Below are 22,710 nucleotides of genomic sequence, written 5' to 3' on the forward strand. Positions count from 1 at the left end.
GCCAGGGGTTACATGGTTTTCTTTGCACCCGGGGCCAGACCTTTGTATGCTCAGCGGTTCAATATACTCGCGGTCTAAGATCGACGATGGGCTTGCGCGTGGACGCACGCCCTGAGACGAAGCCGGAAGCTAGTGCCCATCGGCATCTACATCTCGGTCCCATTCTGCCGCTCCAAGTGCAGCTTCTGCAATTTCGCTTCGGGAGTGTTCTCGAGCGATCTGATCTCGCGCTACGTGAAGCGGGCGTGCGAAGACATCCATTCCGCGCCACAAACGGCGGCAACAATGGGAGCGGAGTTAGACCGCCGCGTGGATTCCATCTATGTCGGCGGCGGAACGCCGACCGCCCTCGAACCGGAGCATTTGCAGGTGCTGCTGACGAGCGTGCGGGACGTCTTCGAGGTGGTCCGCGGCGCCGAGATCACGGTGGAGTGCGCGCCGGGCACGCTCACGCCGCAGATGCTGCAGACGCTGATGGGCTTCGGGGTGAACCGGGTCAGCCTCGGCGTCCAGTCTTTCGTGGACCGGGAATCGGCCGCCGTCGGGCGGCTGCACACGCGCGAGATCGTCCTCGACGATATCGGCCGCCTGCGGGCCCTCGGACTTGGCAATCTGAGTATCGATCTCATCGCCGGCCTGCCGCATCAGACCGTCGAATCGTGGAAGTATTCGGTGGACGAAACGCTCGCCGTAGTCCCGCCGCATGTCAGCGTCTACATGCTGGAGGTGGACGAGGAATCGCGCCTGGGCAAGGAAGTGATTGCCGGAGGCACGCGGTACCACGCCCACTACGTGCCCGATGAGGACATGACCGCCGATCTGTACGACATTGCGTGCCACCGGCTGGGGCGCGCCGGTTACGACCAGTACGAGATCTCTAATTTCGCCTGGAAAGGCGCCGAGTCCCGGCACAACCTGAAGTACTGGAAGCGACAGCCGTACTTCGGCTTCGGGATGGACGCCCACTCCATGCTGCCCGCGTCGAGGAATCCGGACGATCTGTTGCGAGCGGCGCAGGAAAGCCCCCAAGCCGACGAAGGGAGCGCGCCTCCCGCTGCGATCGTCGCCGATGTTGAGGCCGTACGCTTCGCCACCAGCCACGTTCTCGACGCCTACCTCGCGGGCGAGATCCCCGCCCTCTCGTTCGTGTCGCGCCAGGCGGCGCTGGAGGAGACCTTCTTCCTGGGCCTGCGACTGACCAAGGGCGTGGACCTGCACGTGGTGGCGCAAACCTTTGGAGAGGCGGCGATCCGCGGACTCATCCCCGTCATGCGCGACCTGGAGCGCGACGGCCTGACGGAGCTCGCCGGCCGCGTGCTGCGCCTGACGGCGCGCGGGCGGCTGCTCTCCAACGAGGTGTTCCAGCGTTTCATCGCGCCCCCGGCGCACGCCTGAGCGCATCGCAATTTTCCAACAGATTCGCTAGACTTTCTGTTCCGGCAAACGACAGGACGCCTTCCTATGAGGAGCAGCGCCGCGCCGCGAGGCACGGCTGAAGTCCAGGACGAGAGCAAGCGCGCCGCCACCGTGGACCTGCGCAGCGACACGGTGACGCGGCCCACGCCCGCCATGCGCCGCGCCATGGCCGAGGCCGAGGTCGGCGACGACGTCTATGGCGAGGACCCGACCATCAATCGCCTGGAGCACCGCGCCGCCGAGACCTTCGGCCGCGAGGCGGCGATCTTCGTGCCCACCGGGACCATGGGGAACCAGATCGCCATCAAATGCCACACCCGGCCCGGGCAGGAGGTCATCTGCGAGGCGCGCTCGCACATCCTGGATTACGAGATGGCAATGCTGGCGCACTTCTCCGGGTGCATCCCGCGCGCGGTGCCGGGCGAGGACGGCATCCTGCGCTGGAGCGAGATCAAGAAGAAGATCCGTCCCAAGACGTACTACGTGGCGCAGACCGGCCTGGTCGAGCTGGAGAACACGCATAACATGGGCGGCGGGACGGTGTATCCGACCGAGGTGGCGGAGGAGATCTGCGACGGCGCACACCAGGCCGGCCTGCCGGTGCACCTGGACGGCGCGCGGGTGTTCAACGCCGCCGCCGCGCTGCAAAGGCCGGTGGCGGAGATCACGCGCAAGTTCGACTCGGTGATGTTCTGCCTGTCGAAAGGCCTGGCCGCGCCCGTGGGCTCGCTGCTGGTGGGCAGCCGCAAGTTCATCGACCAAGCGCGCGTGTACCGCAAGGCGCTGGGCGGAGGCATGCGGCAAGCGGGCATCCTGGCGGCGGCCGGGCTGATCGCTTTAGAGGAGATGCCGAAACGTTTGCACGAGGACCACGCCAACGCTCGCTGGATGGCGGAGGAACTGGCGAAGGTCCGCGGCATCAAGCTCGACGCGAAAAAGGTCGCGACCAACATCGTGGTGTTCAACGTCGCGGGGACGGGGAAGACTTCGGCGGAGATCTCGCGGGCGCTGGCCGAGCGGGGCGTGCTGATCAACGGCATCGACCCGGAGAACATGCGCCTAGTGACGCACATGGATGTGGACCGAGCCGCCTGTGGGCGTGCCCTGGAGGCGCTGCGGAAGGTCTGTGGGTAATGTTCCGCGTGGAACAGTAACGGGCGTTCGTTCAAGAGCGATCGGCAATAAACCTAAAGAATCACTTTAAGAGGGAGTAGAGCGCTTCATGAGCATCAACCTGGAGTACTCGGCGACGGCGAAATGCCGTCCGGAGCACATCTGGAAAGTGTTTGAAAAACTGGAGCAATGGGCTTGGTGGAACCCCGGCATTGGGCGAACCAAGTGGACCAGCGGCGAGCCCTGGCAGAAGGGCAGCCACTTCGACATGGAACTGGAGCGGCCCAGGCGCCTGAAATTCGACTGCGAGGTGCTGGAGCCTTCCATCCCCAACAAGGTCGGCTGGCGCGGCAAGGGCCACATGACCATCGGTGAGCACTGGTTCAGCTTCGAGGAGCAGCCCAGCGGCACAACCCTTTTGAAGACCTGGGAGACCCTTTCGGGCTTTGGATCCATGTTCATCGGCAAGGGCATGCAGCAGAAGACGCTTGACTCGTACAAGCTCTGGTTCGAGCGCTTGGCGGCGGAAGCGGAGAAGATCGCGCGCGAAGAGTTAGCGAAGGCATGAATATCGAGATCAGGCGCTGCTTCTTTTGAAGGGACATCCGTGCCCGGGCGGGCAGACTACGCGACGAACTGCGCCAGGCGCTCGGTGTCGAGGCCAAGATCCGGATGGGAGCGCCGGGCGCCCTGGACGTGATCGTGGACGGGCGGAAAGTCTTCTCGGCGAAGCAGGCGGGCCGACTGCCCACGGCGGCGGAAATCGTCAAAGCAACCCGGCAGTAGACCCTGAGGAGCGGCATCACGTGGCTCGTGGCTGGACCCGTGCTCTGATCTGGCGTTCGGCAGGCCCACCTCCGCGAGCGGCTGGTTGTTGACCAATCCGCCCGCCGATGATCCCCAGATTCCTTCCGTCATCTGTGACAAACTCCGGCGCTGTGTTATAAGCGTACGTTTGGGTCACTGCTGGTTTCGCTTATACTGACTCAGGCGCTGGAGGGAGCCGGGCTTGGATTTTCAACCCAACGAAGAACAGTTACAGCTGAAGAAAAGCGTGCGTGAGTTCGCGGAGCGCGAGATCCTGCCGCACGTGATGGAATGGGATGAGGCCTCGCACTTTCCCTGCGAAATAGTCAAGGAACTGGGCCGGCTGGGCCTGATGGGAGTCATCTTCCCCCAGGAGTACGGGGGGGCGGGCATGGGATACGTGGAGTACGTGACCACCATCGAGGAACTGTCGCGGGTGGACGGCTCGATCGGCATCATCGTGGCGGCGCATACATCCCTCTGTTCCAATCACATCTTCATCGCGGGGAGCGAAGAGCAGAAAAAGAAGTACATCCCCAAGCTGGCGACGGGGGAGTTCATCGGGGCATGGGGGTTGACCGAGCCGGGTGCGGGCTCGGACGCAGGCTCGGCGCGTATGACGGCGGTGCGCAAGGGGAACAAATGGGTGCTGAACGGCACCAAGACTTTCTGCACCAATGGCCACTACGCGGACGTATTGGTGGTGATCGCGGTGACCGACAAGACGGCGCACACGCACGGGCTCTCGGCGTTCGTCGTGGAGAAGGGAACGAAGGGATTCAAGCCGGGCAAGAAAGAGAACAAGCTGGGTCTGCGCGCCAGCGACACCGCGGAATTGATCTTTGAAGATTGCGAGATCCCGCTGGAGAACCTGGTGGGCAAGGAGGGCGATGGGTTCGTCGACGCCATGCGCGTGCTCGACGGCGGACGGATCTCGATCGCAGCGCTGGCCCTGGGCATGGCCCAGGGCGCGTACGAGTCGGCGCTGAAGTACTCCAAGCAGCGCAAGCAGTTCGGCAAGCTCATCAGCGAGTTCCAGGCCATCCAGTGGAAGCTGGCGGACATGGCTACGGAGATCGACGCAGCGCAACTGCTGACCATGCGCGCCGCAGACATGAAGGACAAAGGCATGAAGACCACGCTCGAGTCCTCGATGGCGAAGCTCTACGCCAGCGAGGTGGCAGTGCGCTGCGCCAATGAGGGAGTGCAGATCCACGGCGGGTACGGCTTTGTGAAGGATTACCCGGCGGAAAAGTTCTACCGCGACGTGAAGCTATGCACCATCGGCGAGGGCACCAGCGAGATCCAGCGGCTGGTGATCGCGCGGCAGGTGCTGAAGGAATAGGTCTGTAGAACGGACGGGCAGGGCACGGCTTAGGCCGTGCCCATTTTTCCGCTCTCCACGCCGGGCTCGGCCGCGGCTTCCGCGGGGCCGGGGAAGGAACAGCGTCATTTATACTGTTCGGTTCAGCGCGGGCGAGAGGAACTGTCTGGGCGCCGGTCTCACAAAATTCGTGGAGCGTATCCGCGCGGGCGACATGCGGGCGCTGGCGCGGGCCATCTCGGCCATCGAGGACAACACGCCGGACGCGATGCCGCTGCTGAAGGCGCTGTTCCCGCACAGCGGCAAGGCACGCATCATCGGGTTGACCGGCCCGCCGGGCGCGGGCAAGAGCACGCTGGTGGATGCGCTGGCCCGCGAATATCGCAAGCACAACAAGACCCTCGGCATCATTGCGGTGGACCCGACCAGCCCGTACACCGGTGGGGCCATCCTGGGCGACCGCATCCGCATGCAGGCGCACCACGCCGACACCGGCATCTACATCCGCAGCATGGCCACGCGCGGGTTCCTGGGCGGGCTAGCGCGGACCACGGCGGATGTGGCCACCGTGCTCGACGCCGCGGGCAAAGACCTGATCCTGATCGAGACCGTGGGGGTGGGGCAGGACGAGATCGACATCGTGCGCCTGGCGGACGTCACGGTGGTGATCCTGGTGCCGGGGATGGGCGACGACGTGCAAACCATCAAGGCCGGGATCATGGAGATCGCCGACATCTTCGTGATCAACAAGAGCGACCGCGAGGGAGCGGAGCGGGTGGAGCGCGAGATCCGGGCTATGCAGTCCATCTCGCAACGGGCCGACGGCTGGACGCCGCCCATCGTGAAGACGGTCGCGACCGAGGCGACGGGCGTGCCGGAGCTGGCGGCGGCGATCGCACAGTACGAAGAGTTCCTGCGCAAGTCGAAGCTGCTGCTGAAGAAGAAGATCGAGAGCTGGCGCGAGCGGCTGGTGGAGATGCTGCGCGAGGCGCTGCTGGAGCGCGCCATGCGCGAACGCATGGGCGACGGGGCGGTGGCGCAGTATGCGGCCGAGATCGTCGAGCACCGCCGCGACCCGTACACGCTGGTGCAGGAAATCGTAAGGGGTTTGGGGAAGGATTAGCCATGTTCGCCATCGATCATCTGGGGATCGCGGTCAAGTCGCTGGAGCAGGCGAAAAAATTCTACCAGCAGCTCGGCATGCAGGTGATGCCGGAAGAGGTCGTCGAACAGGAGAAGGTCCGGCTGGCGATGGTGCCGCTGGGTGAGTCGCGCATCGAGCTGCTGGAGCCCACCAGCGAGGAGTCTCCTATCGCGCGGTTCCTGGCCAAACGCGGTGAAGGGCTGCACCATGTGTCCCTGCGCGTGGACGACCTGAACGCCACCGTGAAGCGCCTGAAGCAGCAGGGCGTGCGGCTCATCTCCGAAGACGTAAAGATCGGGGCGGGCGGACACCAGTACGTATTCGTCCATCCGCAGAGCGCAAGCGGTGTGCTGCTGGAACTGGTGCAGGAAGCGGCGAAGGGCGTTTAACGGATCGCCGGGACCGCCGGCCCACACAATGCTGATTCTCGGCGTCGATACATCGTGGAAGCATGGCAACATCGCGCTGGTGCGCGATGGAAACGTGTTGGGCACCGCGCTCCTCGAGGGTGGAACCTTCTCCGCGCAACTCGTGCCCCAGATCGCGCGCTTGCTTTCCGAGAACGGGCTGAAGAAGACCGATCTGGACGGGTTCTCGGTCGTGTCCGGGCCGGGTTCGTTCACCGGACTGCGCGTGGGGCTGGCCGCAGTGAAAGGACTTGCAGAGGTCCTGCACAAGCCCATCGCGGCGACCACCGTGCTCGAGGCCATGGCGCTGGGCCACGGCAAGGAAGGGAAGGTCGCGGCAGCGACGGATGCGGGCCGAGGCGAAGTTTACGTTGGCGAATATGAGGTCCGGCGCCGGGGAGTGAGGTTGCAGGCAGCCTCTCTAGGGGAGCTAGTCGTTGCGCGCACGGAGGCGGCGAGCGCTGTGAAAGGGTCGGAGGTGATCTGCTGCGAACAGTCGATTGCCGCGATGTTCCGCGAATCGGGCATCAACCCCATCGAGTTGCCCCGGCCGGACAGCGCAGCTATCGGCCGCATCGGGGCAGAAAAGATCGCGGCCGGCGAAACGGTTTCGCCGGATCGGCTCGATGCCGACTACATGCGCCGCTCCGACGCCGAGATCTTCAGCCCGCCGAAAGCTTGACCAGTCGCGTCACAGCGTTTCCATCGCGTCGCTGCTAGTCTTTATCCATGATCCGCGTGCGCGTCGCCACTCCGGACGATGTCCCCGCGATGCTCGCGGTAGAGCATCATGCCGCCACAGCGGCGCACTGGAACGAGCGGGAATACCGGAAAGCGCTCGAGCCCGGCACCCCGGAGCGCGAGGTGCTGGTGATCGAGGAGGGCGCTCTGCTGGGGTTCATCGTGGCGCGCGTGCTGGGAGACGAGTGGGAGATCGAAAACGTGGCGGTATCCGGGCCGGCACGAAGGAGGGGGCTGGGGTCGCGGCTGGTCGGAGAGCTGCTGGACCGGGCGCGGGCGCGCAGGGCACGCTCCGTATTCCTCGAAGTGCGCGAATCCAACCAGGCGGCACGGCTGCTGTACGAGAAGTGGGCCTTCCTGCCGGCGGGGCGGCGCAAGGCGTACTACTCCGACCCGGTGGAGGACGCCCTCCTGTTTCGGTTCAGTTTTCCACTATCGCTATCGAAAGCAGTTGAAGGGCTTTAGGACGTGTGCTAGCGTTTTACTGTCGAATTCAGTTGGAGGTCTGTGGATGGCTTCTCAGCTTCGCGACCACCTGCTGTCCAACCACGAGGAATTCCGCCGGCTGGCCCAGGAACACACACAGTACGCACAACGGCTCGATTCGCTGATCCAGAAACGCTTCCTCTCCGAGGATGAGAAACTCGAGGAAGTGCGTCTGAAAAAGCTGAAACTGCGCCTCAAGGACCAGATGGAGGCGATCGAACAGGCGTTCCGCCGCGACCACCAGGTCGCGTAATCTTTTCGCGGTATTCACGGCCTCCCGCCGACGGCGGGAGGCTTTGTGTTTTTGGAGGGCGCACAATGGGCGCTGCCGCGTCGGGCCAACCCGATATAATCTGGATGTTTGCCCATGGTTCGTGACGGCATGTATTACGGGTCGGGCTTTGTTGCGGCCGCCATCGTCCTCGGCTGGCTGGCGGGAGCGTGGTTCTCCGTCCCGGGGCTGGTATTGGCCGGCTTCTTCCTGTGGTTTTTTCGCGACCCGGAGCGCGAGATCCCGGCCGTCGCGGGCGCGCTCGTATCCCCTGCCGATGGCAAGGTGACCGACGTCTCCACCGTCGACGTGGAGGGCGTGCCGCGCCGGCGCATTAGCATCTTCCTCAACGTGTTTGACGTGCACGTGAACCGGTCGCCGATCGCGGGCGTGATCCGCCACGTGGAGTACCGGAAGGGCACCTTCCACAACGCCATGGGCGCTGCGTCGTCGGAGATGAACGAGCAGAACATCGTGACCGTCGAGGGGGAAGGGCACACCATCGTCTTCAAGCAGATCGCAGGGTTGCTGGCGCGGCGCATCGTGTTCCACAAAAAGGTTGGTGACAGCGTGCAGCGCGGCGAGCGCGTGGGGATGATCAAGTTCGGGTCTCGCACCGACGTGGTCTTCCCGGCGGACGCGGAGGTCGCGGTGAAGATCGGGGACCACGTCGCGGGCGGCGCGACCATCCTGGCGACGCTGCCAGTCGCGCCGGAGGGCGAGTCTGCAACCGCTGGACGGCCGGGTGCGGCTGTCCGACACGGAGGCAGCCGGTGAACGAGCAGCAGCTTCAACTGCCGGGCACGCAGGAGCCCAAGCGGCGGCGCTTGCGCAAGGGCATGCACCTGCTGCCGTCGTTATTCACCGGCGGCAACATCTTCCTCGGCTACTACGCGCTGACCCAGGCAATGCAAGGGACCCCTGCCGACTACAGTCACTTCGATACGGCGGCGAAAGCGATCGGCGTGGCTGTGCTGCTCGACGGCCTGGACGGCCGCATCGCGCGCATGACCAACACCACCAGCGAGTTCGGCAAGGAGCTGGATTCGCTGGCCGACGCGGTCACCTTCGGGGTCGCACCGGCGGTGCTGGCGTGGCTCTGGGGATTCCGTTTCCTGCCGCCGATGGACGACGTCGAGCTGCGCTCGGGCCTGGTGCGGTTCGGGCTGGTCGCGACGTTTGTTTTTCTGACTGCGGGTGTGGCGCGGCTGGCGCGCTTCAATATCCAGCTCAACCCGCAACCATCGAATCCTGGCCGGCCAGGAAGGAAATATTTCGTCGGCATGCCGATCCCGGCGGGCGCGGGCATCATCGCGGCGGTCGTTCACCTGGTGCGAGGGGCGCCCATCGGCGCATCGTTGTGGGGGGCGTGGTGGCTGGCGGCGCTGTGGCTGTTGCTGATCGTCGCCATCTCGTTCCTGATGGTCAGCACCTGGCGCTTCTATAGTTTCAAGGACATCGACCTGCGCGCGCGGCGGCCGTTCCGCATGGTCATCTTCATCGCGCTGATCATCGCGTCTATCTACTTCTACTCGAACTACAGCCTGTTCTTCATCGCGCTGGCGTACATGCTGTCGGGCGTGCTGGCGCGGCTGTTCTACATCGTGCGGCGGCGCAGCTCCCCGCCACCGGCCTACAAAGAAGCGTCGGAGATGCGATGAGCCCGCGGGAAAGATCCGAAGACAGCATGAATGTGCCCGCGGGGTGGTTCCGGGTCGCGATCGTTGGGGCGGCCACGCTGAAGGGGAAGGAACTCAAGGACGTCCTCGGGGAGCGCAATTTCCCCGCCGCCGACACGTGCCTGCTCGACGATGACGAGTCGCTGGGGCAGCTCGACGCCGTGGGCGATGAGGTCACCTTCATCCAGAGCATCCTGCCGGAACATTTCGACAAGGTGGACTTCGCGTTCTTCGCGTCGGAGGGCGAGTTCACGCGGCGGAATTGGAAGCTGGCGAAGCAGGCAGGCGCGGCGATCGTGGACCTGTCATACGCGCTGGAGGACGAGCCCGGCAGCGTGGTGCGGGCGCCGTGGATCGAACACGAACTAGGGACGAGGCCGCAGCCGGAACTGGAATCGGCGACCACGGTGATCGCGCACCCGGCGGCGGTGGTGCTGGGATTGCTGCTGCTGCGCGCGCAGAAAATGGGCGCGATCCGCTCGGCCGCAACCACGGTATTCGAGCCGGCTTCCGAGCACGGGCGGCGGGGCATGGACGAGCTGCACGAGCAGACCGTGAACCTGCTCTCCTTCCAGCAGCTCCCGAAGAACGTCTTTGACTCCCAGGTTGCCTTCAACATCATCTCGCGCTACGGCGAGAAGTCGGCGTCGACGGTGGAAAGCGTGGAGCGCCGCGTGCTCGGGCACTACAAGAAGATCGTGGGCGGGCGCGCGCCGGTACCTTCCCTGATGCTGCTGCAGGCGCCCATCTTCCACGCGCACGGATTCTCGGTTTACATTGAGCTGGACAAGAGGGTGTCGCTGGGGGACTTCACGCAGGCGCTGGCCGGCGAGCATGTCACGATCACGCGGCTGGCGGAGGATTCGCCCAGCAATGTGAACGCGGCCGGACAGGACGACGTGCTCGTCACCCTCCGGCGGGACGTGCAGCACGAGAACGGGTTCTGGCTGTGGGCGACGGCGGATAACCTCCGGCTCGCGGCCCAGACGGCAGTGGATTGCGCCGCAGCGTTGGCAGCTTCGCGGCCCCAGGGGAAGGTGCAGTGAGGCGAGACTCCGTCCTGTTCCTCGCGCTGGTGCTGGCGCTGGCTGCCAGTTCGTGCGGCTACAAGGCCGCGGGCAAGGCTGCGCGCCTGCCGTCGGACCTGCACATCATCGCCATCCCCGGGTTCGTCAACCAGACGCAGAACTACCGCATCGAGCAGGTGCTGACCGGCGCCGTGGTGCGCGAGTTCGCCAGCCGGACCAACTACCGCGTGCTCAACCAGGAGAACAGCAGCGCCGACGCGGTGCTGCATGGCACTGTGGTCTCGACCGAGCTCGCGCCCGTGACCTACGACTCGCGCACCGGCCGCGCTTCGTCGGGGCTGGTGACGGTGAACATGCGCGTGTCGCTGGTGGACCGGCAGGGCAAGGTGCTGTACGAGAACCAGAACTACCAGTTCCGCGAGCAGTACCAGATCTCGCGCGAGATCTCGTCGTTCTTCGAGGAAGAATCGCCGGCCGTGGACCGCCTGTCGCGGGACTTCGCGCGCACGCTCGTCTCCAACATCCTGGAGGCCTACTGATGGCGGCGCGCAGTTTTGCTCCGAGCGACCGCTTCGTCTCGGAGGTCAAGGAACGCAAGCTGCGGCCGGCGTACGTATTCATCGGCGATGAGGCGTTCTTCCGTGACCGCTGCCGGCGGGCGTTGATCGAGCACCTGGTCCCGCCCGACCTGCGCGAGTTCAGCCTGTACGAGTTCGACCTGGCCGATGCCGATGTCCACGAGGTCCTCGACCGGGCGCGCACGCCGTCGCTGATGGCGCCGTTCCAGGTCTTCTTTATTCGCGGTGTCAAGAACCTCTACGGCCGCGGCTCGCACGACGCGGGATTTTCGGCGATCGAAGCGTACGTAAAGGACCCGAACCCAGACGCGGTGCTGATCTTCGTCGCCGACCACATCAGCATCCCCGCCGACGTCCGGCGCATCGAGCTGACGGATAAGGACCGGTACGAGCGCATCCGCGACACGCTGGGCGAGTACTGCGGCATCGTGGAATTGGCGCGGGTGGATGAGGGCGAAGGCATGCGTTGGGTGATAGACGCGGCTGAGGCCCAGGGCGTCAAGGTCGAGAGCGACGCCGCGCGCGAGCTGGTGGACGCGCTCGGCGCCGACATGATGCTGATCTCGAACGAGCTGGAGAAGCTCATCCTTTACGTGGGCGAGAAGAAGCGCGTCACCCTGGCCGACGTCGAGACCATGGTGCTGGCGGCCAAGCAGCGGTCGCTGTACGAACTGACCGATGCCATCTCATCGAAGGACCGCACCCGTGCCCTGGCGGTGCTCGACGCCATCCTGCACTCGAGCGAGGGAGAAGAGGCGGCGATCGGACATCTTTACATGCTGGCCAAGACCTTCCGCCAGATGCTGGTCATCCTGGAAAAGAACGTGCGCGATTCGCGCGCCATCTGGCAGGCGCTTTGGCAAGGCTTCCGGGTGCCTCCGTTCGCCGCCGAGGACGTCATCCGCCAGGCGCGACGCTACAAGTCCCGCCGGGAGATCACGCGCGCCCTGCGCCTGATCGCCAAGGCCGACCTGGCGCTGCGCTCGAATCCGCCGAGCAAGCGCTTCGTTCTCGAGCAGCTTGTGCTGGAACTCGCGGCCGAGCCCAAAATCCTTCCCCCCGCCTGGGAGCAAGCTGAACTGCCCGTCTAGTCCTCAGTACTCGGTACCCAGTACTCAGAACTGCGATATAAAGTTGGGGTGGACCTCCGCAGCTATCTCGACCGGATCGGATTTTCTGGACCGACGACGCCAACGCTCGAGGTTCTCCGTGCCCTGCATCGCCAGCACTTGCTGACGATCCCGTTCGAGAATCTGGACATCCCGTTGAAGCGCGAGATCCGGCTGGACCTCGATCGCATCTACGACAAGATGGTGCGGAGCGGTCGCGGCGGCTTCTGTTACGAGCAGAACGGATTGTTCGCCTGGCTGCTGCGGCAGGTCGGATTCGACGTGGACATGCTTTCCGGCCGCGTCGCCCGCGGCGACGGCGGCTACGGTCCCGAATTCGATCACATGGTGCTGCTGGTGCGCATCGGGGGAGAGCGCTGGATCGCCGATGTCGGCTTCGGAGATTCCTTCGTCGAACCGCTCCAGCTCGACGCGCGGGAGCCTCAGTTCGACCGCGGCGCGGAGTACCAGGTCGCACGTGAAGGCGACGAGTACCTGCTCCTGCGCCGTGAGGACGGCCGTCTGGAGAAAAAGTTCCTGTTCACCCTGACGCCACGCGAGTTTGCCGACTACGCCGAGATGTGCGTCTATCACCAGACCTCTCCGCACTCGACGTTCACTTACCGGCGAGTATGCTCGAAGGCGACGCCGACGGGCCGCATCACTCTGACCGGCACCGCATTCATCGTGACCGATGCGGGGAAGAGAACGGAAACGGAGATAGCTTCCGACGAGGACTTCGAGCGGCATTTGCGCGTGCAGTTTGGCATCGCGATCAAAGGCTTTCCGTCGCTCGACAGGGCAAAGAACAAGAAGGCATAACGGAAATGGCAGGTCTCGTGACCTGCCATTCAACTCTTGTTGTCCCGAGATCCTTCGCCCAGAATAGCTCCCGCGGGCTCAGACGCCCGCGATACGGCGCTACTTCAGCGCGGCGAGCCGCGCGCTCAGGCGCGATTTGTAGCGGGAGGCCGTATTCTCGTGGATGACGCCCTTCTGGATGGCCTTGTCGATGGCCGAAACGGTGGAGCGGAAGGTTTCCTGGGCCTTGGCTTTGTCGCCGGCGGCCAGGGATTCACGCAGGCGGCGCAACTCGGTGCGCAGATGCGACTTGCTGGCGCGGTTGGTGGTGGTCCGCGTCTCGGTCTGACGGGCGCGCTTAAGCGCCGAAAAATGATTTGCCATGCGGCTGAATGTCCTCTGAAAAAGATTTTCCGTGCTACCCGAATCTAGTATTGTAGCGGACACCTTCGAATACGGTCAAACCGCCCCTCATCGGGTTTGTGCCGCCGAGACAACGATGGACTCCAAGGACCGCCTGAAAGTCCTGATCAACTCCAGCACCCCCATCGTCGCCATTGAGACCGTGGAAGAGGCGCGGGCCATGGCGCTGATCCGCCAGACCTGCGTGGACCTGACCCTGCCGCTCTTCGAGTGGAGCATCGCCGACGGCCTGATGCGCACCGCGGGCCCGCCACCGGCAAGCCGGGCCACGGGGAGCGGACTGCGCCGCGACCAGCTCCAGGCGGCGATGAACCAGGCGGTGAACCTCGGGGTGATGGACAGCACGGCCCAGGGCGCCGGCCAGACGATCATGAACACGCGCGAGCCGGCGGGTGTGCTGGCACACATCGAGACCATGACCATCGACGCGGTCTTCGTGCTCAAGGATTTTCACCGCCATCTGGACGACGCCGTGGTGGTCCGCCGGCTGCGCGACGTGGTGCAGTACTTTGCCGCCTCGCGCCGCGCCCTGGTCCTTACCGGTCCAGTGATCCAGTTCCCGGCGGAGCTCGAAAAGGAGGTCGAGTACCTCGAGTTCCCGCTGCCGGACCGCAAACGCTTGCGCGAGATCGTGGACGAAACCTTCGCGCGCGTGTCGAAGACCTACACGCTGAAGCGCAATGCCGACGGCGCAGTGATGGACCAGATGGCGGCCAATCTCAGCGGCCTGACCGAAGAAGAAGCGGAACGCGCTGTGGCGCAGGCGCTGGTCACGCGCTACGCGCTCTGCCCGGAAGTCGTCACCGACGTGCTCGAGGCGAAGAAAGACATCCTGCGCCGCACCGGGATGCTGGAGTTCGTGGATGCCACGGTGAACATGAGCGCCGTCGGCGGCCTGGAAAATCTGAAGCGCTGGCTGGCCAAGCGGAGTGGCACCTTCGACGATGCCGCAAGGCAGTACGGGCTGGAGCCGCCGCGCGGCGTCATCATCATGGGCGTGCAGGGGTGCGGGAAGAGTATGTGCGCGCGCGCCATCGCCGGCGACTGGAAGCTTCCGCTGGCCAAGTTCGACACCTCCGCCGTTTACGACAAATTCATCGGCGAGACGGAGAAGCGGATCCAGAAGCTCTTCCGGGTGGCCGAGCAGCTCGCGCCGGTGGTGCTGTGGATCGACGAACTGGAGAAGGTCTTCGCGGGCAGCGGGCCGGATTCGGCTTCCGTGGATGCCGGCGTGTCGTCGCGGCTCCTGGGCTCGTTCCTCTCCTGGATGCAGGACCGCAAGTCGCCGGTGTTCGTCGCCGCCACGTGCAACAACGTCACTGTCCTGCCGCCCGAGCTGATGCGGAAGGGCCGCTTCGACGAGATCTTCTTCGTGGACCTGCCGAACACGGGTGAGCGCAAGGCCATTTTCACCCTGCATCTTGCGAAACGGAAGCGTGACCCCAAAGGATTCGATCTCGACCAGTTGGCGGCGGCGGCGCGCGGCTACTCCGGGGCGGAGATCGAGGCGGCGGTACAGTCGGCCATGTACGCCGCGTACGCCGCGAAGTCCCCGATGACCACCGAGACCGTGCGGGAAGAGCTCAAGAATACGGTGCCGCTGTCTGCGACGCGCGCCGAGGACATCGATCAGCTACGCGCATGGGCGACGCAGCGGGCGGTCCGTGCCTCTGCCACGGATCCCGAGGCGGCGTCCTCCCGGTAGTCGGCGGAACCTCCGGCACGCCCGATTTTCGCATCCATCCTCGCACCCCGGAAGCGGCCGGGTTTATCCAATCGGGTGCGGGGGTACTTCGAGGGCACGGAAGGGCCAGGGCTTATTGACTCCCCCTGGGGAGCGGGGTACTCTACGGTTAATGGTAGTTGCTCCAGTTGGTCGAGCAGTTCTGCCTGCCAGCTTCCCTCAAAATTCTCGTGTCCGCGAGCAGGTGGTGTACCGGTGCGCCTGCCGCCTCATCCGGAGGTTGATCCCGAGACTTAGATGAAGAAAAACCTGGATATTTTTCCCAAGATCGAAACCCTGTTCGGCACGCGCGATGAAAACCTGCACCTGCTGGAAGACGGCCTGAACGTCACCATCGACCTGAAAGCGGATTCGGTGGAGATCGAAGGCGCAGCCGCGGACGTGGCGCGGGCGGAACAGGTGTTTGCGGATTACGAGCACCTGCAGCGCAACGGCTTCTCGTTCAACAACGGCGACCTGGGCTCGCTGCTGCGCGTTGTGGTCAGCGACTCGAACGTCACGCTGCGCGGCCTGGCCGAGGCCGGCAAACAGCGCTCATTCGGCAAGCGCGTGGTGCAGCCCAAGAGCGTCAACCAACGCCGCTACATCGAGGCCATCGAAAAGCACGACATGGTCTTCGCCATCGGGCCGGCAGGCACGGGCAAGACCTATCTGGCCGTGGCCATGGCCATCGGGGCGCTGCTGGCCAAGCAGGTGGCCCGCATCGTCCTGGCGCGCCCGGCGGTGGAAGCGGGCGAGCGGCTCGGCTTCCTGCCCGGCACGCTGCAGGAGAAGGTGGACCCTTATCTGCGCCCGCTGTACGACGCGCTCTACGATCTGCTCGACCAGGAGCGCGTGGACCGCTACCTGGAGAAGAACGTCATCGAGATCGCGCCCATCGCCTTCATGCGCGGGCGCACGCTCAACGATGCGTTCGTGATCGTGGACGAGGCGCAGAACACCACTCCCGAGCAGATGAAGATGGTGCTCACGCGCCTGGGCTTCAACTCCAAGGCAGTGATCACGGGCGACATCACCCAAATCGACTTGCCGGGCTCGAAGCGCAGCGGCATGCTGGAAGCCATCGACATCCTCAAGAACGTGGAGGGTATCGCCTTCTCCTACTTCGACGAAAGCGACGTGGTACGCCACCACCTGGTGCAGCGCATCATCGTCGCCTACGATACGCACAAGAAAGTGTCGGAGGCGCAGCTTTCTCTGGAGCTGTCGGACAAGGCGAACGGCGACAAGAAGAACGGGAAGACGAACGGCAACGGAAAGGCAAAAGAGGCGGCCGACCAGCCGCAAGAATATCGCTACGAAGAATAGAGCCGGGTACAATATCGGACGGGAGGGCTGGAACGGCCCTCCCGTTCTATTTGGCACAATGGTCATCCTTCGAAGACAGATCGCAGGAGTCAGCCAGGCCACGCTGGAGCGCTTCGCCCAACGGGCGAGCCGCGCCGCGGGGGTGCGGGGCGAGGTGAACATCCTCATCACCGGCGACGCTGAACTGCGCCGGCTGAACCGCAAGTTCCGCCACAAGGACAGGCCGACCGACGTGCTCTCGTTTCCCGGAACCGACCGGCGCTTCGCCGGCGACATCGCCATTTCCGCGAGCACGGCAGCGCGCCATGCGCGGCAACTCGGCCACAGCACAGCGGACGAACTGAAGGTCCTGCTGCTCCACGGGGTGCTGCACCTGGCCGGCTATGACCACGAGACCGACAAGGGCGAGATGGCGCGCAAGGAAGGGCGGCTGCGGCGCGCGCTGGGCCTGCCGGCGTCGCTCATCGAGCGGGTGCATGCGCGCAACGGTCGGCCGGCGCGAGAACGGCGGCAACGATGAGCGCCACCTTCATGCTCGCCGTGGGGGCGCTGCTCGGCGTGCTAACGCTCGTCTCCTACGTGGACCGCGTCTACACGGAGATGGGCAAGTTCCTCTCCCGCGAGTTCCAGGACAATATCGAGGCCTTCGAGCAGCGTATCGAGCCGCGGTTGGGCGTCAGCCGCGCGCGGGCGCAGCTTTCCCTGGCCGTGCTCACCCAGCTCTCCACGGCGGCGATCGCAGTGCTGATCGGCTACTCCGTCTTCGAAGATGGGCGCTGGGACGTGGCCGAGATCCTGCAAGCCGCCCTCGGCATCGTCATCATCGTCATGCTCTTTAACCGCCTCCTGCCGTACGTGTTCTTCACCCGGACGAGAGGGCAATGGCTCTCGTACTTCACCATCCCGTTGCGCCTCTTGATCTACCTGGTTTTTCCGGTGACGATGATGCTGGGATTCGCGTTGTCGGTGGCCGCACTGGCGGAGGAGCATCACCCCGAAGAGCCCGAGGACTCGTCGGAAGCGGTGGACGCGCTCATCGAAGCAGGACGGGAAGAGGGCATCCTGGAGGAGGGAGACCGCCGGCTCATCCAGTCGGTGGTCGAGTTCGGCGACAAGACGGTGCGCGAGGTCATGACGCCCCGGCCCGACATCGTGGCCGTGCCCACCTGGACCACGGTCGAACAGTTCGTCGAGTTGCAGCGCAAGGGACCGTACTCGCGCGTGCCCGTGTACGACGGCACCATCGACAGCATAAAGGGCATCGTGCTGGCGCACGACATCCTCCAGGTCAGTGACAGCGAGGCGCACGTGCAGACGGTCGAGAAGCTCATGCGTCCGGTGGTGTTCGTGCCCGAGACCATGCACGTCAGCGCGTTGATGCGCGATCTCCAGAACCAGAACATGCACATGGCCATCGTGATCGACGAGTATGGCGGCGTGGCCGGCGTGGTCACCATGGAAGACCTGGTGGAGGAGATCGTGGGCGAGATCCGCGACGAGCACGAGGCCAAATCCGACATCGTGCGCGAGAGCGACACCTCGTACATCGTCCCGGGAAGCATGGACGTGGACCGTCTCGAAGAACTTTTCCACCTGAAGCCGGACGGCCACGAAGCCACCACCGTGGCCGGCCTGGTCAGCGAGATCATGGGGCGCATCCCGCAGAAGGGGGAAGTCGTCGAGGAAGAAGGGCTGCGCTACGAGGTGCTGGATTCGACTCCGCGGCGGGTCAAGCGCCTCCGCATCAGCGCGGGGCTGCCCCAGCAGGCGAGGGCCTGATGTCCTTCCACTCGGGCTTTGTCTCCATCATCGGACGTCCGAACGCGGGCAAGTCCACGCTGCTGAACGCGCTGGTGGGCGAGAAGGTCGCGATCGTCACCCACAAGCCCCAGACCACGCGGAATCGCATCCAGGGCTTCGTGAATGTCGAGGCTAAGAAGGGAAGACCGGCGGGGCAGATCATCTTCATCGACACGCCCGGCGTCCACAAGCCGGACACGCCCCTGAACAGAAAGCTGATGCGAGAGGTCCATGACGCGCTCGAGTCCCGCGACCTCATCCTGCTGATCGTGGACGTCACGCAGAGATTCGGCCCCGGCGACCGCTTCACGCTCGATCTGGTAAAGAAGGCCGGCGGCCCGGCGTTTCTCCTGCTCAACAAGATCGACGTGGTGGAGAAGGGAAAGCTGCTGCCCATCATCGCCGAGTGGAGCAAGCAGCACGACTTCAAGGAGATCATTCCCCTTTCCGCGCTGAAGAAGGACGGGCTCGACCTGCTGGTGGACAAAGTCATCGAAAACCTGCCCGAAGGCCCGCGCTATTTCCCCAAGGACCAGATCACCGACCAGCCCGAGCGCTTCCTCGCGGCCGAGATCGTGCGCGAAAAGGTGCTGTTCGATACCGCGCAGGAAGTTCCCTACGCGGCGACAGTGATCGTGGAACAGTTCGAAGAGGGGCCGAAGCTGACGCGCATCGCCGCCACCATTTATGTGGAGCGCGATGGGCAGAAGAAGATCATCGTGGGGAGGGGTGGCGAGATGATCAAGCGCATCGGCACCGAGGCTCGCTACGAGATCGAGCGCCTGCTGGGAACGAAAGTGTTCCTGGAGTTGTTCGTGAAAGTTCGCCCCGGATGGCGCGAATCGCGGCAGTTCCTGGAAGAGCTCGACTGGCGGAAGCAGCTTGAGAGCCTAGCAACCCCCGAAGAACCGGAGGCGGGCAGCTAGCCACCCCTACTCCTTTACTGCAATCCCCAGTGTTTTCATTTTCCTGTAAAGGTGTGACCGCTCCAGCCCCAGCACCTCCGCCGTCCGGCTGACGTTGCCGTGGTTTTCGTCCAGCTTCTTGAGGATGTAGTCGCGCTCGTATGCCTCCCGCGCCTGGTGCAGGGTCGAGAACTCCGGACGCGCGCGGCGGCTTCCGTCGCGATAGACCAGCGGCGGCAGGTGCTTGCGTTCCAGCTTCTGCGCCGTGGGATTCATGATCACCATGCGCTCGATGACGTTGCGCAGCTCGCGTACGTTGCCCGGCCAGGAGTAGCGCATCAGGACTTCGATGGCGTCGTCGTGGATCTCCTTCGGGCGACGGCTGTAAGTCAACGAAACCTCCTTCAGGAAATGCCGCGCCAAAGCCGGGACGTCTTCCTTGCGCTCGCGCAGTGGCGGCACGAAAAAGGGGATCACGTTCAGCCGGTAGAAAAGGTCCTCGCGGAAGTTGCCCTTAGAGATCTCCTCTTCCAGGTCCTTGTTGGTCGAGGCAATCACGCGGGCATCCACGCTGGTTGGCTCATCGCTGCCCACGGGCGTGAACTTCTGCTCGTCGAGCGTGCGCAGCACCTTGGACTGCGTCTTCAAGCTCATGTCGCCGACCTCGTCGAGGAAGAGTGTGCCACCGTCGGCCTTGAGAAACTTGCCCTCCTTGTCGGTGGCCGCTCCTGGGAATGAACCCTTGCGGTGGCCGAACAGCTCACTTTCGATCAGGTCCTCGGGGATGGCGGCGCAGTTGACCTCGACGAAGAGGGCCTCCTTGCGAAGGCTCTGCACGTGGATGGCGAGTGCGACCAGCTCCTTCCCGGTGCCGGACTCGCCGTAGATGAGCACGCGGCCGTTGGTCGGCGCCATCACCCCGATCTGCTGCCGCAGGGCCTTCATGGGGACGCTGCCGCCCACGATCTCGCCCTTGCTCTGTACCTGCTTCTTGAGGTCTTTGTTCTCGCTGCGCAGCCGCCGCGCTTCGACCGCGTGCTTGACCAGGATGAGGGTTCGTTCGAGTGAGAGGGGTTTCTCCAGGAAGTCGTAGGCGCCGAGCTTGGTGGCGCGCACCGCGGTCTCGATGGTGCCGTGCCCGGAGATCATGATGACCTCGGGCGCGTCCTCTGACTCCTTGATCTTCTGCAGCGCGTCGAGGCCGTCCATGCCGGGCAGCCAGATGTCGAGCAGGACGACTTCGAAGGGACGCTTGTGCAGCGTCTCCAGGCAAGCCTCGGCGCTCTCGACGGCCGCGACCTTGTAGCCCTCGTCCTCCAGCACGCCTTTCAGAGACTGCCGGATGCCGGGCTCGTCGTCCACGATGAGAACAGTGTGCATGCGGGTGCTAGTTTACGCGCTCGACGGGAGCATCCTTATCCGCCAGGGGCAACTCGACGATGAACCGAGTGCCCATCGGCGAATTCTCCTCCACCCGGATGGAGCCGTGATGGTCCTCCACGATGCGGCTGACGATGGCCAGCCCCAGCCCGGTGCCGCGGCGCTTGGTGGAAAAGTACGGCAGGAAAAGCTTCTCTTTCACTTCGCGGGTGACGCCGTGGCCCGTGTCGGCCACCACGATCTCGACCGCGTCGCGCGAGCTGAGCAGTGAGGTGGAAATGTGGACTTCGCGCACCAGCGATTCCTGGACCGCCTCGGCGGCGTTGTCGACCAGGTTGGCGAAGGCGCGCTTCATGGCCTCGGGATCGGCCAGCACCTGCGGCAGTTCGGACGCCAGGTGCATCTCGACGTGGATGTTGTCGAGCCTCCCGTTGAACAGGGAGAGCGTCCCCTCGACGATCTCGTTCACGTTAGCGGGATGCGGCTGGGACGCGGGGAAGCGGGCTAGGGTGGAGAACTCGTCGACCAGCTTGCGCACGGTCTCAACCGCGCCATCGATGGTATCGGTGCAGCCCTGGATCACGGCGATCGAGGCTTCGTCCGGCGCGCTGCCTCGGTCGAGGTGGCGGCGGATTCGTTCCGCCGACAAGGCGATGGGAGTGAGCGGGTTCTTGATCTCGTGGGCCACGCGGCGCGCCACCTCGCGCCAGGCCGCCTGCTTCTGCGCCTTGAGCAGCTCGGAGAGGTCCTCGAACACGACCACGTAGCCCTGGCGCTGCCCGCGATGCTGGAGCGAGGCGATGGTGACAGCGATACTCAACCGCCCGCGCGGAACCGCGATCTCGAGCTGGCTGGTCGTACTGCCCATGCGATCGGCCTTGCGCATCATGTGGTCGAGATCGGTGGCGACATCCTCTGTGAACAGCTCGCGCAGGGTGGAGCCGCTTGCAAAGGTGCGCGCGCCGCCCTGGGGTGAGAAAAGGCGTTGCAGGGCGGCGTTGCTATGCGTCACGCGCCGGTTGGCGTCGAGCGACAGCACGCCCGTCGGGATGCTCTCTAGGATGGTTTCGATCTGGCTTCGGCGCTGTTCCAGCGCCACGTTCGCATCCCCAAGTTGCCGGCTCGAGGCCTCGATCTGCGTGCGGCTCGATTCCAGCTCCGCGGCCATCCGGTTGAAGGAAGTGACCAGCGCGCCCAGCTCGTCTGACGCCGTCACCTCGACGCGATAGTCGAGCCGCCCGCGTGAGATCTCCTGCATGGCCTCGGCCAGCGCCGCCACCGGGCGGGTGACGAGTTTGGCCAGGAACAGGGAAAGCCACGTCGCCGCGAAAAGCACCGTCACAGTCAACAGCAACAGCAGCCCCATGTAGGTGCGGCGCACCAGCTTGCGCTCCCGGCTCAGCTCGAAGTAGGCCCGCTGGTTCTGGTCCATCTGCTGGAGAGTGGTCATGAACTTGTCGGGCAGGGGCAGGGCCACGATCACCCGGCCGTTGGCGCCGACAGCTTCGGAGCCCACCATGTACGAGCGGCCCGCGATCTCGAGGGGGGCGAGCCTCTTGTCCGGCTGCACGGACAGGATCTTCTCCCGCAGCGCGCCCCAGGGCAGGGGGGCGTGGTAACTTGCTACCGCGTCGTCCTCGACCAGCGCCAGCGCAAAGCCACCCTGCAGCGAGGGCACACGCCGGCGGAACGTCGCCATCACGTCGTTGAAATTACCCGTTTGAAAAGCGTGTTCGCTGTCCGGCAGCCGCGCGATCGAGGTAGCCTCAGCCTGCGCGTTCTCGGCCGCGTAACTGGAGAGCAGCCGCGCGATTTCGCCAGAATCCTCCCGCATCTGCTCCACCGGCCGCGAGAACCACTTGTCGATGGAGCGGTTCATCAACCCATAAGCGAACAGGAACATGAACAGCACGGGCGTGAATGAGAGCACCAGCGCGCCCGTCACCATGCGCGTGCGGAACTTGGAGCCGACCTTTCCCACCCGCCGCTCCGCCCCGAGCTTTACCAGGTTGCGGATAAGCACGAAGCTGAGCGCCACCAAGAGCAGGAAGATGACCGCGGAGAGCGCCGTCAGCGTCAGAGTCTGCTCGGAGGTGCTGGGGCGCAGGAAGGTGAGATTGAACGCGGCCTGCGAAAACACTAGCGCGAACAGCAGTGCGATCCCGATGCCGAGCGCGATAAGGGCCGCCCGCCGGTGCCGCTTGGGTTCTCGTTCTGGAGATGTGGGGGACACGGACAACATGCCT

Annotated in this window: 24 protein-coding genes; 20 read left to right on the forward strand and 4 right to left on the reverse strand. The window is 64.6% G+C overall.

Annotated elements, in window-relative coordinates; genetic code table 11:
* Nucleotides 1-132: 132 nt before the first annotated feature.
* From hemW to LAN37_04520, 3 genes are all read left to right on the forward strand, one after another.
* Nucleotides 133-1,395 (forward strand): radical SAM family heme chaperone HemW, encoded by a 1,263-nt coding sequence (hemW, locus tag LAN37_04510; protein MBZ5646468.1) that lies wholly within the window; start codon nt 133-135, stop codon nt 1,393-1,395.
* 66 nt (nt 1,396-1,461) lie between these two features.
* Nucleotides 1,462-2,550: an aminotransferase class I/II-fold pyridoxal phosphate-dependent enzyme gene (locus LAN37_04515; protein MBZ5646469.1), complete on the forward strand. Its 1,089-nt coding sequence runs from the start codon at nt 1,462-1,464 to the stop codon at nt 2,548-2,550.
* A gap of 88 nt (nt 2,551-2,638) precedes the next feature.
* Complete coding sequence (locus tag LAN37_04520; GenBank protein ID MBZ5646470.1) at nt 2,639-3,097, forward strand: SRPBCC family protein; 459 nt, start codon at nt 2,639-2,641, stop codon at nt 3,095-3,097.
* Between the two features lie 56 nt (nt 3,098-3,153).
* Here LAN37_04520 and LAN37_04525 read toward each other — a convergent pair whose 3' ends face one another.
* Complete coding sequence (locus LAN37_04525; protein ID MBZ5646471.1) at nt 3,154-3,447, reverse strand: hypothetical protein; 294 nt, start codon at nt 3,445-3,447, stop codon at nt 3,154-3,156.
* 91 nt (nt 3,448-3,538) lie between these two features.
* Here LAN37_04525 and LAN37_04530 point away from each other — a divergent pair, with 91 nt between their 5' ends.
* The 12 genes from LAN37_04530 to LAN37_04585 all read left to right on the forward strand — a co-directional run bounded on the left by LAN37_04530 (nt 3,539) and on the right by LAN37_04585 (nt 12,925).
* Nucleotides 3,539-4,681 (forward strand): acyl-CoA dehydrogenase, encoded by a 1,143-nt coding sequence (locus tag LAN37_04530; GenBank protein ID MBZ5646472.1) that lies wholly within the window; start codon nt 3,539-3,541, stop codon nt 4,679-4,681.
* 193 nt (nt 4,682-4,874) lie between these two features.
* The gene (gene meaB, locus LAN37_04535) at nt 4,875-5,783 is read left to right on the forward strand and encodes a methylmalonyl Co-A mutase-associated GTPase MeaB (GenBank protein MBZ5646473.1); all 909 of its coding nucleotides are present in this window, start codon (nt 4,875-4,877) and stop codon (nt 5,781-5,783) included.
* Nucleotides 5,784-5,785: 2 nt separating this feature from the next.
* Nucleotides 5,786-6,193: a methylmalonyl-CoA epimerase gene (gene mce / locus LAN37_04540; GenBank protein ID MBZ5646474.1), complete on the forward strand. Its 408-nt coding sequence runs from the start codon at nt 5,786-5,788 to the stop codon at nt 6,191-6,193.
* Between the two features lie 28 nt (nt 6,194-6,221).
* Entirely contained in the window at nt 6,222-6,893 is a 672-nt protein-coding gene (gene tsaB / locus LAN37_04545; protein MBZ5646475.1) for a tRNA (adenosine(37)-N6)-threonylcarbamoyltransferase complex dimerization subunit type 1 TsaB, read from the forward strand.
* Between the two features lie 47 nt (nt 6,894-6,940).
* Nucleotides 6,941-7,417 carry a ribosomal protein S18-alanine N-acetyltransferase gene (gene rimI / locus LAN37_04550; protein ID MBZ5646476.1) on the forward strand — a complete coding sequence of 159 codons (477 nt, stop codon included), beginning with the start codon at nt 6,941-6,943 and terminating at the stop codon, nt 7,415-7,417.
* A 46-nt stretch (nt 7,418-7,463) separates the two neighbouring features.
* On the forward strand, nt 7,464-7,691 hold the full coding sequence (locus LAN37_04555; protein MBZ5646477.1) for a DUF465 domain-containing protein: 228 nt from the start codon (nt 7,464-7,466) through the stop codon (nt 7,689-7,691).
* A gap of 114 nt (nt 7,692-7,805) precedes the next feature.
* On the forward strand, nt 7,806-8,486 hold the full coding sequence (locus tag LAN37_04560) for a phosphatidylserine decarboxylase (GenBank protein ID MBZ5646478.1): 681 nt from the start codon (nt 7,806-7,808) through the stop codon (nt 8,484-8,486).
* A 62-nt stretch (nt 8,487-8,548) separates the two neighbouring features.
* Nucleotides 8,549-9,370 carry a phosphatidylcholine/phosphatidylserine synthase gene (locus LAN37_04565; GenBank protein ID MBZ5646479.1) on the forward strand — a complete coding sequence of 274 codons (822 nt, stop codon included), beginning with the start codon at nt 8,549-8,551 and terminating at the stop codon, nt 9,368-9,370.
* 26 nt (nt 9,371-9,396) lie between these two features.
* A complete protein-coding gene (locus LAN37_04570; protein ID MBZ5646480.1) occupies nt 9,397-10,434 on the forward strand; it encodes a segregation protein B in 1,038 nt (345 codons plus the stop codon).
* Nucleotides 10,431-10,955: a hypothetical protein gene (locus LAN37_04575; protein ID MBZ5646481.1), complete on the forward strand. Its 525-nt coding sequence runs from the start codon at nt 10,431-10,433 to the stop codon at nt 10,953-10,955. Before LAN37_04570 ends, LAN37_04575 begins: the two co-directional genes overlap by 4 nt.
* A complete protein-coding gene (holA, locus tag LAN37_04580) occupies nt 10,955-12,085 on the forward strand; it encodes a DNA polymerase III subunit delta (protein MBZ5646482.1) in 1,131 nt (376 codons plus the stop codon). The genes LAN37_04575 and holA overlap by 1 nt, the downstream gene beginning before the upstream one ends.
* 48 nt (nt 12,086-12,133) lie before the next feature.
* Nucleotides 12,134-12,925, forward strand: coding sequence for an arylamine N-acetyltransferase (locus LAN37_04585; protein MBZ5646483.1), 792 nt, complete (start codon nt 12,134-12,136; stop codon nt 12,923-12,925).
* Between the two features lie 99 nt (nt 12,926-13,024).
* On the opposite strand, the gene rpsT is transcribed toward LAN37_04585, so the two are convergent.
* Nucleotides 13,025-13,288 (reverse strand): 30S ribosomal protein S20, encoded by a 264-nt coding sequence (gene rpsT, locus LAN37_04590; protein ID MBZ5646484.1) that lies wholly within the window; start codon nt 13,286-13,288, stop codon nt 13,025-13,027.
* A 115-nt stretch (nt 13,289-13,403) separates the two neighbouring features.
* Here rpsT and LAN37_04595 point away from each other — a divergent pair, with 115 nt between their 5' ends.
* From LAN37_04595 to era, 5 genes are all read left to right on the forward strand, one after another.
* Entirely contained in the window at nt 13,404-15,032 is a 1,629-nt protein-coding gene (locus tag LAN37_04595; GenBank protein ID MBZ5646485.1) for an AAA family ATPase, read from the forward strand.
* Between the two features lie 276 nt (nt 15,033-15,308).
* Nucleotides 15,309-16,379 carry a PhoH family protein gene (locus LAN37_04600; GenBank protein ID MBZ5646486.1) on the forward strand — a complete coding sequence of 357 codons (1,071 nt, stop codon included), beginning with the start codon at nt 15,309-15,311 and terminating at the stop codon, nt 16,377-16,379.
* Between the two features lie 58 nt (nt 16,380-16,437).
* Complete coding sequence (ybeY, locus tag LAN37_04605; GenBank protein ID MBZ5646487.1) at nt 16,438-16,899, forward strand: rRNA maturation RNase YbeY; 462 nt, start codon at nt 16,438-16,440, stop codon at nt 16,897-16,899.
* A complete protein-coding gene (locus LAN37_04610; protein ID MBZ5646488.1) occupies nt 16,896-18,158 on the forward strand; it encodes a hemolysin family protein in 1,263 nt (420 codons plus the stop codon). Before ybeY ends, LAN37_04610 begins: the two co-directional genes overlap by 4 nt.
* Nucleotides 18,158-19,105, forward strand: a complete 948-nt coding sequence (gene era / locus LAN37_04615; protein MBZ5646489.1) for a GTPase Era — start codon at nt 18,158-18,160, stop codon at nt 19,103-19,105. The genes LAN37_04610 and era overlap by 1 nt, the downstream gene beginning before the upstream one ends.
* Before the next feature lie 6 nt (nt 19,106-19,111).
* On the opposite strand, the gene LAN37_04620 is transcribed toward era, so the two are convergent.
* Together LAN37_04620 and LAN37_04625 are read right to left on the reverse strand one after the other, a co-directional pair.
* Nucleotides 19,112-20,464, reverse strand: a complete 1,353-nt coding sequence (locus tag LAN37_04620; protein MBZ5646490.1) for a sigma-54 dependent transcriptional regulator — start codon at nt 20,462-20,464, stop codon at nt 19,112-19,114.
* 7 nt (nt 20,465-20,471) lie between these two features.
* A complete protein-coding gene (locus tag LAN37_04625) occupies nt 20,472-22,697 on the reverse strand; it encodes a HAMP domain-containing protein (protein ID MBZ5646491.1) in 2,226 nt (741 codons plus the stop codon).
* Nucleotides 22,698-22,710: the final 13 nt, after the last annotated feature.

It is taken from the genome of Terriglobia bacterium, from assembly GCA_020073495.1.
Taxonomy (GTDB): domain Bacteria; phylum Acidobacteriota; class Terriglobia; order Terriglobales; family Acidobacteriaceae; genus JAIQFD01.

Bases quoted from the DNA above. Each gene is read 5' to 3' on its own strand.
- LAN37_04515 (MBZ5646469.1), top strand. From the start codon at position 1,462: ATGAGGAGCAGCGCCGCGCCGCGAGGCACGGCTGAAGTCCAGGACGAG.
- LAN37_04520 (MBZ5646470.1), top strand. From the start codon at position 2,639: ATGAGCATCAACCTGGAGTACTCGGCGACGGCGAAATGCCGTCCGGAG.
- LAN37_04525 (MBZ5646471.1), bottom strand. From the start codon at position 3,447: ATGACGGAAGGAATCTGGGGATCATCGGCGGGCGGATTGGTCAACAAC.
- meaB (MBZ5646473.1), top strand. From the start codon at position 4,875: ATGCGGGCGCTGGCGCGGGCCATCTCGGCCATCGAGGACAACACGCCG.
- mce (MBZ5646474.1), top strand. From the start codon at position 5,786: ATGTTCGCCATCGATCATCTGGGGATCGCGGTCAAGTCGCTGGAGCAG.
- tsaB (MBZ5646475.1), top strand. From the start codon at position 6,222: ATGCTGATTCTCGGCGTCGATACATCGTGGAAGCATGGCAACATCGCG.
- rimI (MBZ5646476.1), top strand. From the start codon at position 6,941: ATGATCCGCGTGCGCGTCGCCACTCCGGACGATGTCCCCGCGATGCTC.
- LAN37_04555 (MBZ5646477.1), top strand. From the start codon at position 7,464: ATGGCTTCTCAGCTTCGCGACCACCTGCTGTCCAACCACGAGGAATTC.
- LAN37_04560 (MBZ5646478.1), top strand. From the start codon at position 7,806: ATGGTTCGTGACGGCATGTATTACGGGTCGGGCTTTGTTGCGGCCGCC.
- LAN37_04565 (MBZ5646479.1), top strand. From the start codon at position 8,549: ATGCACCTGCTGCCGTCGTTATTCACCGGCGGCAACATCTTCCTCGGC.
- LAN37_04570 (MBZ5646480.1), top strand. From the start codon at position 9,397: ATGAATGTGCCCGCGGGGTGGTTCCGGGTCGCGATCGTTGGGGCGGCC.
- holA (MBZ5646482.1), top strand. From the start codon at position 10,955: ATGGCGGCGCGCAGTTTTGCTCCGAGCGACCGCTTCGTCTCGGAGGTC.
- rpsT (MBZ5646484.1), bottom strand. From the start codon at position 13,288: ATGGCAAATCATTTTTCGGCGCTTAAGCGCGCCCGTCAGACCGAGACG.
- LAN37_04595 (MBZ5646485.1), top strand. From the start codon at position 13,404: ATGGACTCCAAGGACCGCCTGAAAGTCCTGATCAACTCCAGCACCCCC.
- LAN37_04600 (MBZ5646486.1), top strand. From the start codon at position 15,309: ATGAAGAAAAACCTGGATATTTTTCCCAAGATCGAAACCCTGTTCGGC.
- ybeY (MBZ5646487.1), top strand. From the start codon at position 16,438: ATGGTCATCCTTCGAAGACAGATCGCAGGAGTCAGCCAGGCCACGCTG.
- LAN37_04610 (MBZ5646488.1), top strand. From the start codon at position 16,896: ATGAGCGCCACCTTCATGCTCGCCGTGGGGGCGCTGCTCGGCGTGCTA.
- era (MBZ5646489.1), top strand. From the start codon at position 18,158: ATGTCCTTCCACTCGGGCTTTGTCTCCATCATCGGACGTCCGAACGCG.
- LAN37_04620 (MBZ5646490.1), bottom strand. From the start codon at position 20,464: ATGCACACTGTTCTCATCGTGGACGACGAGCCCGGCATCCGGCAGTCT.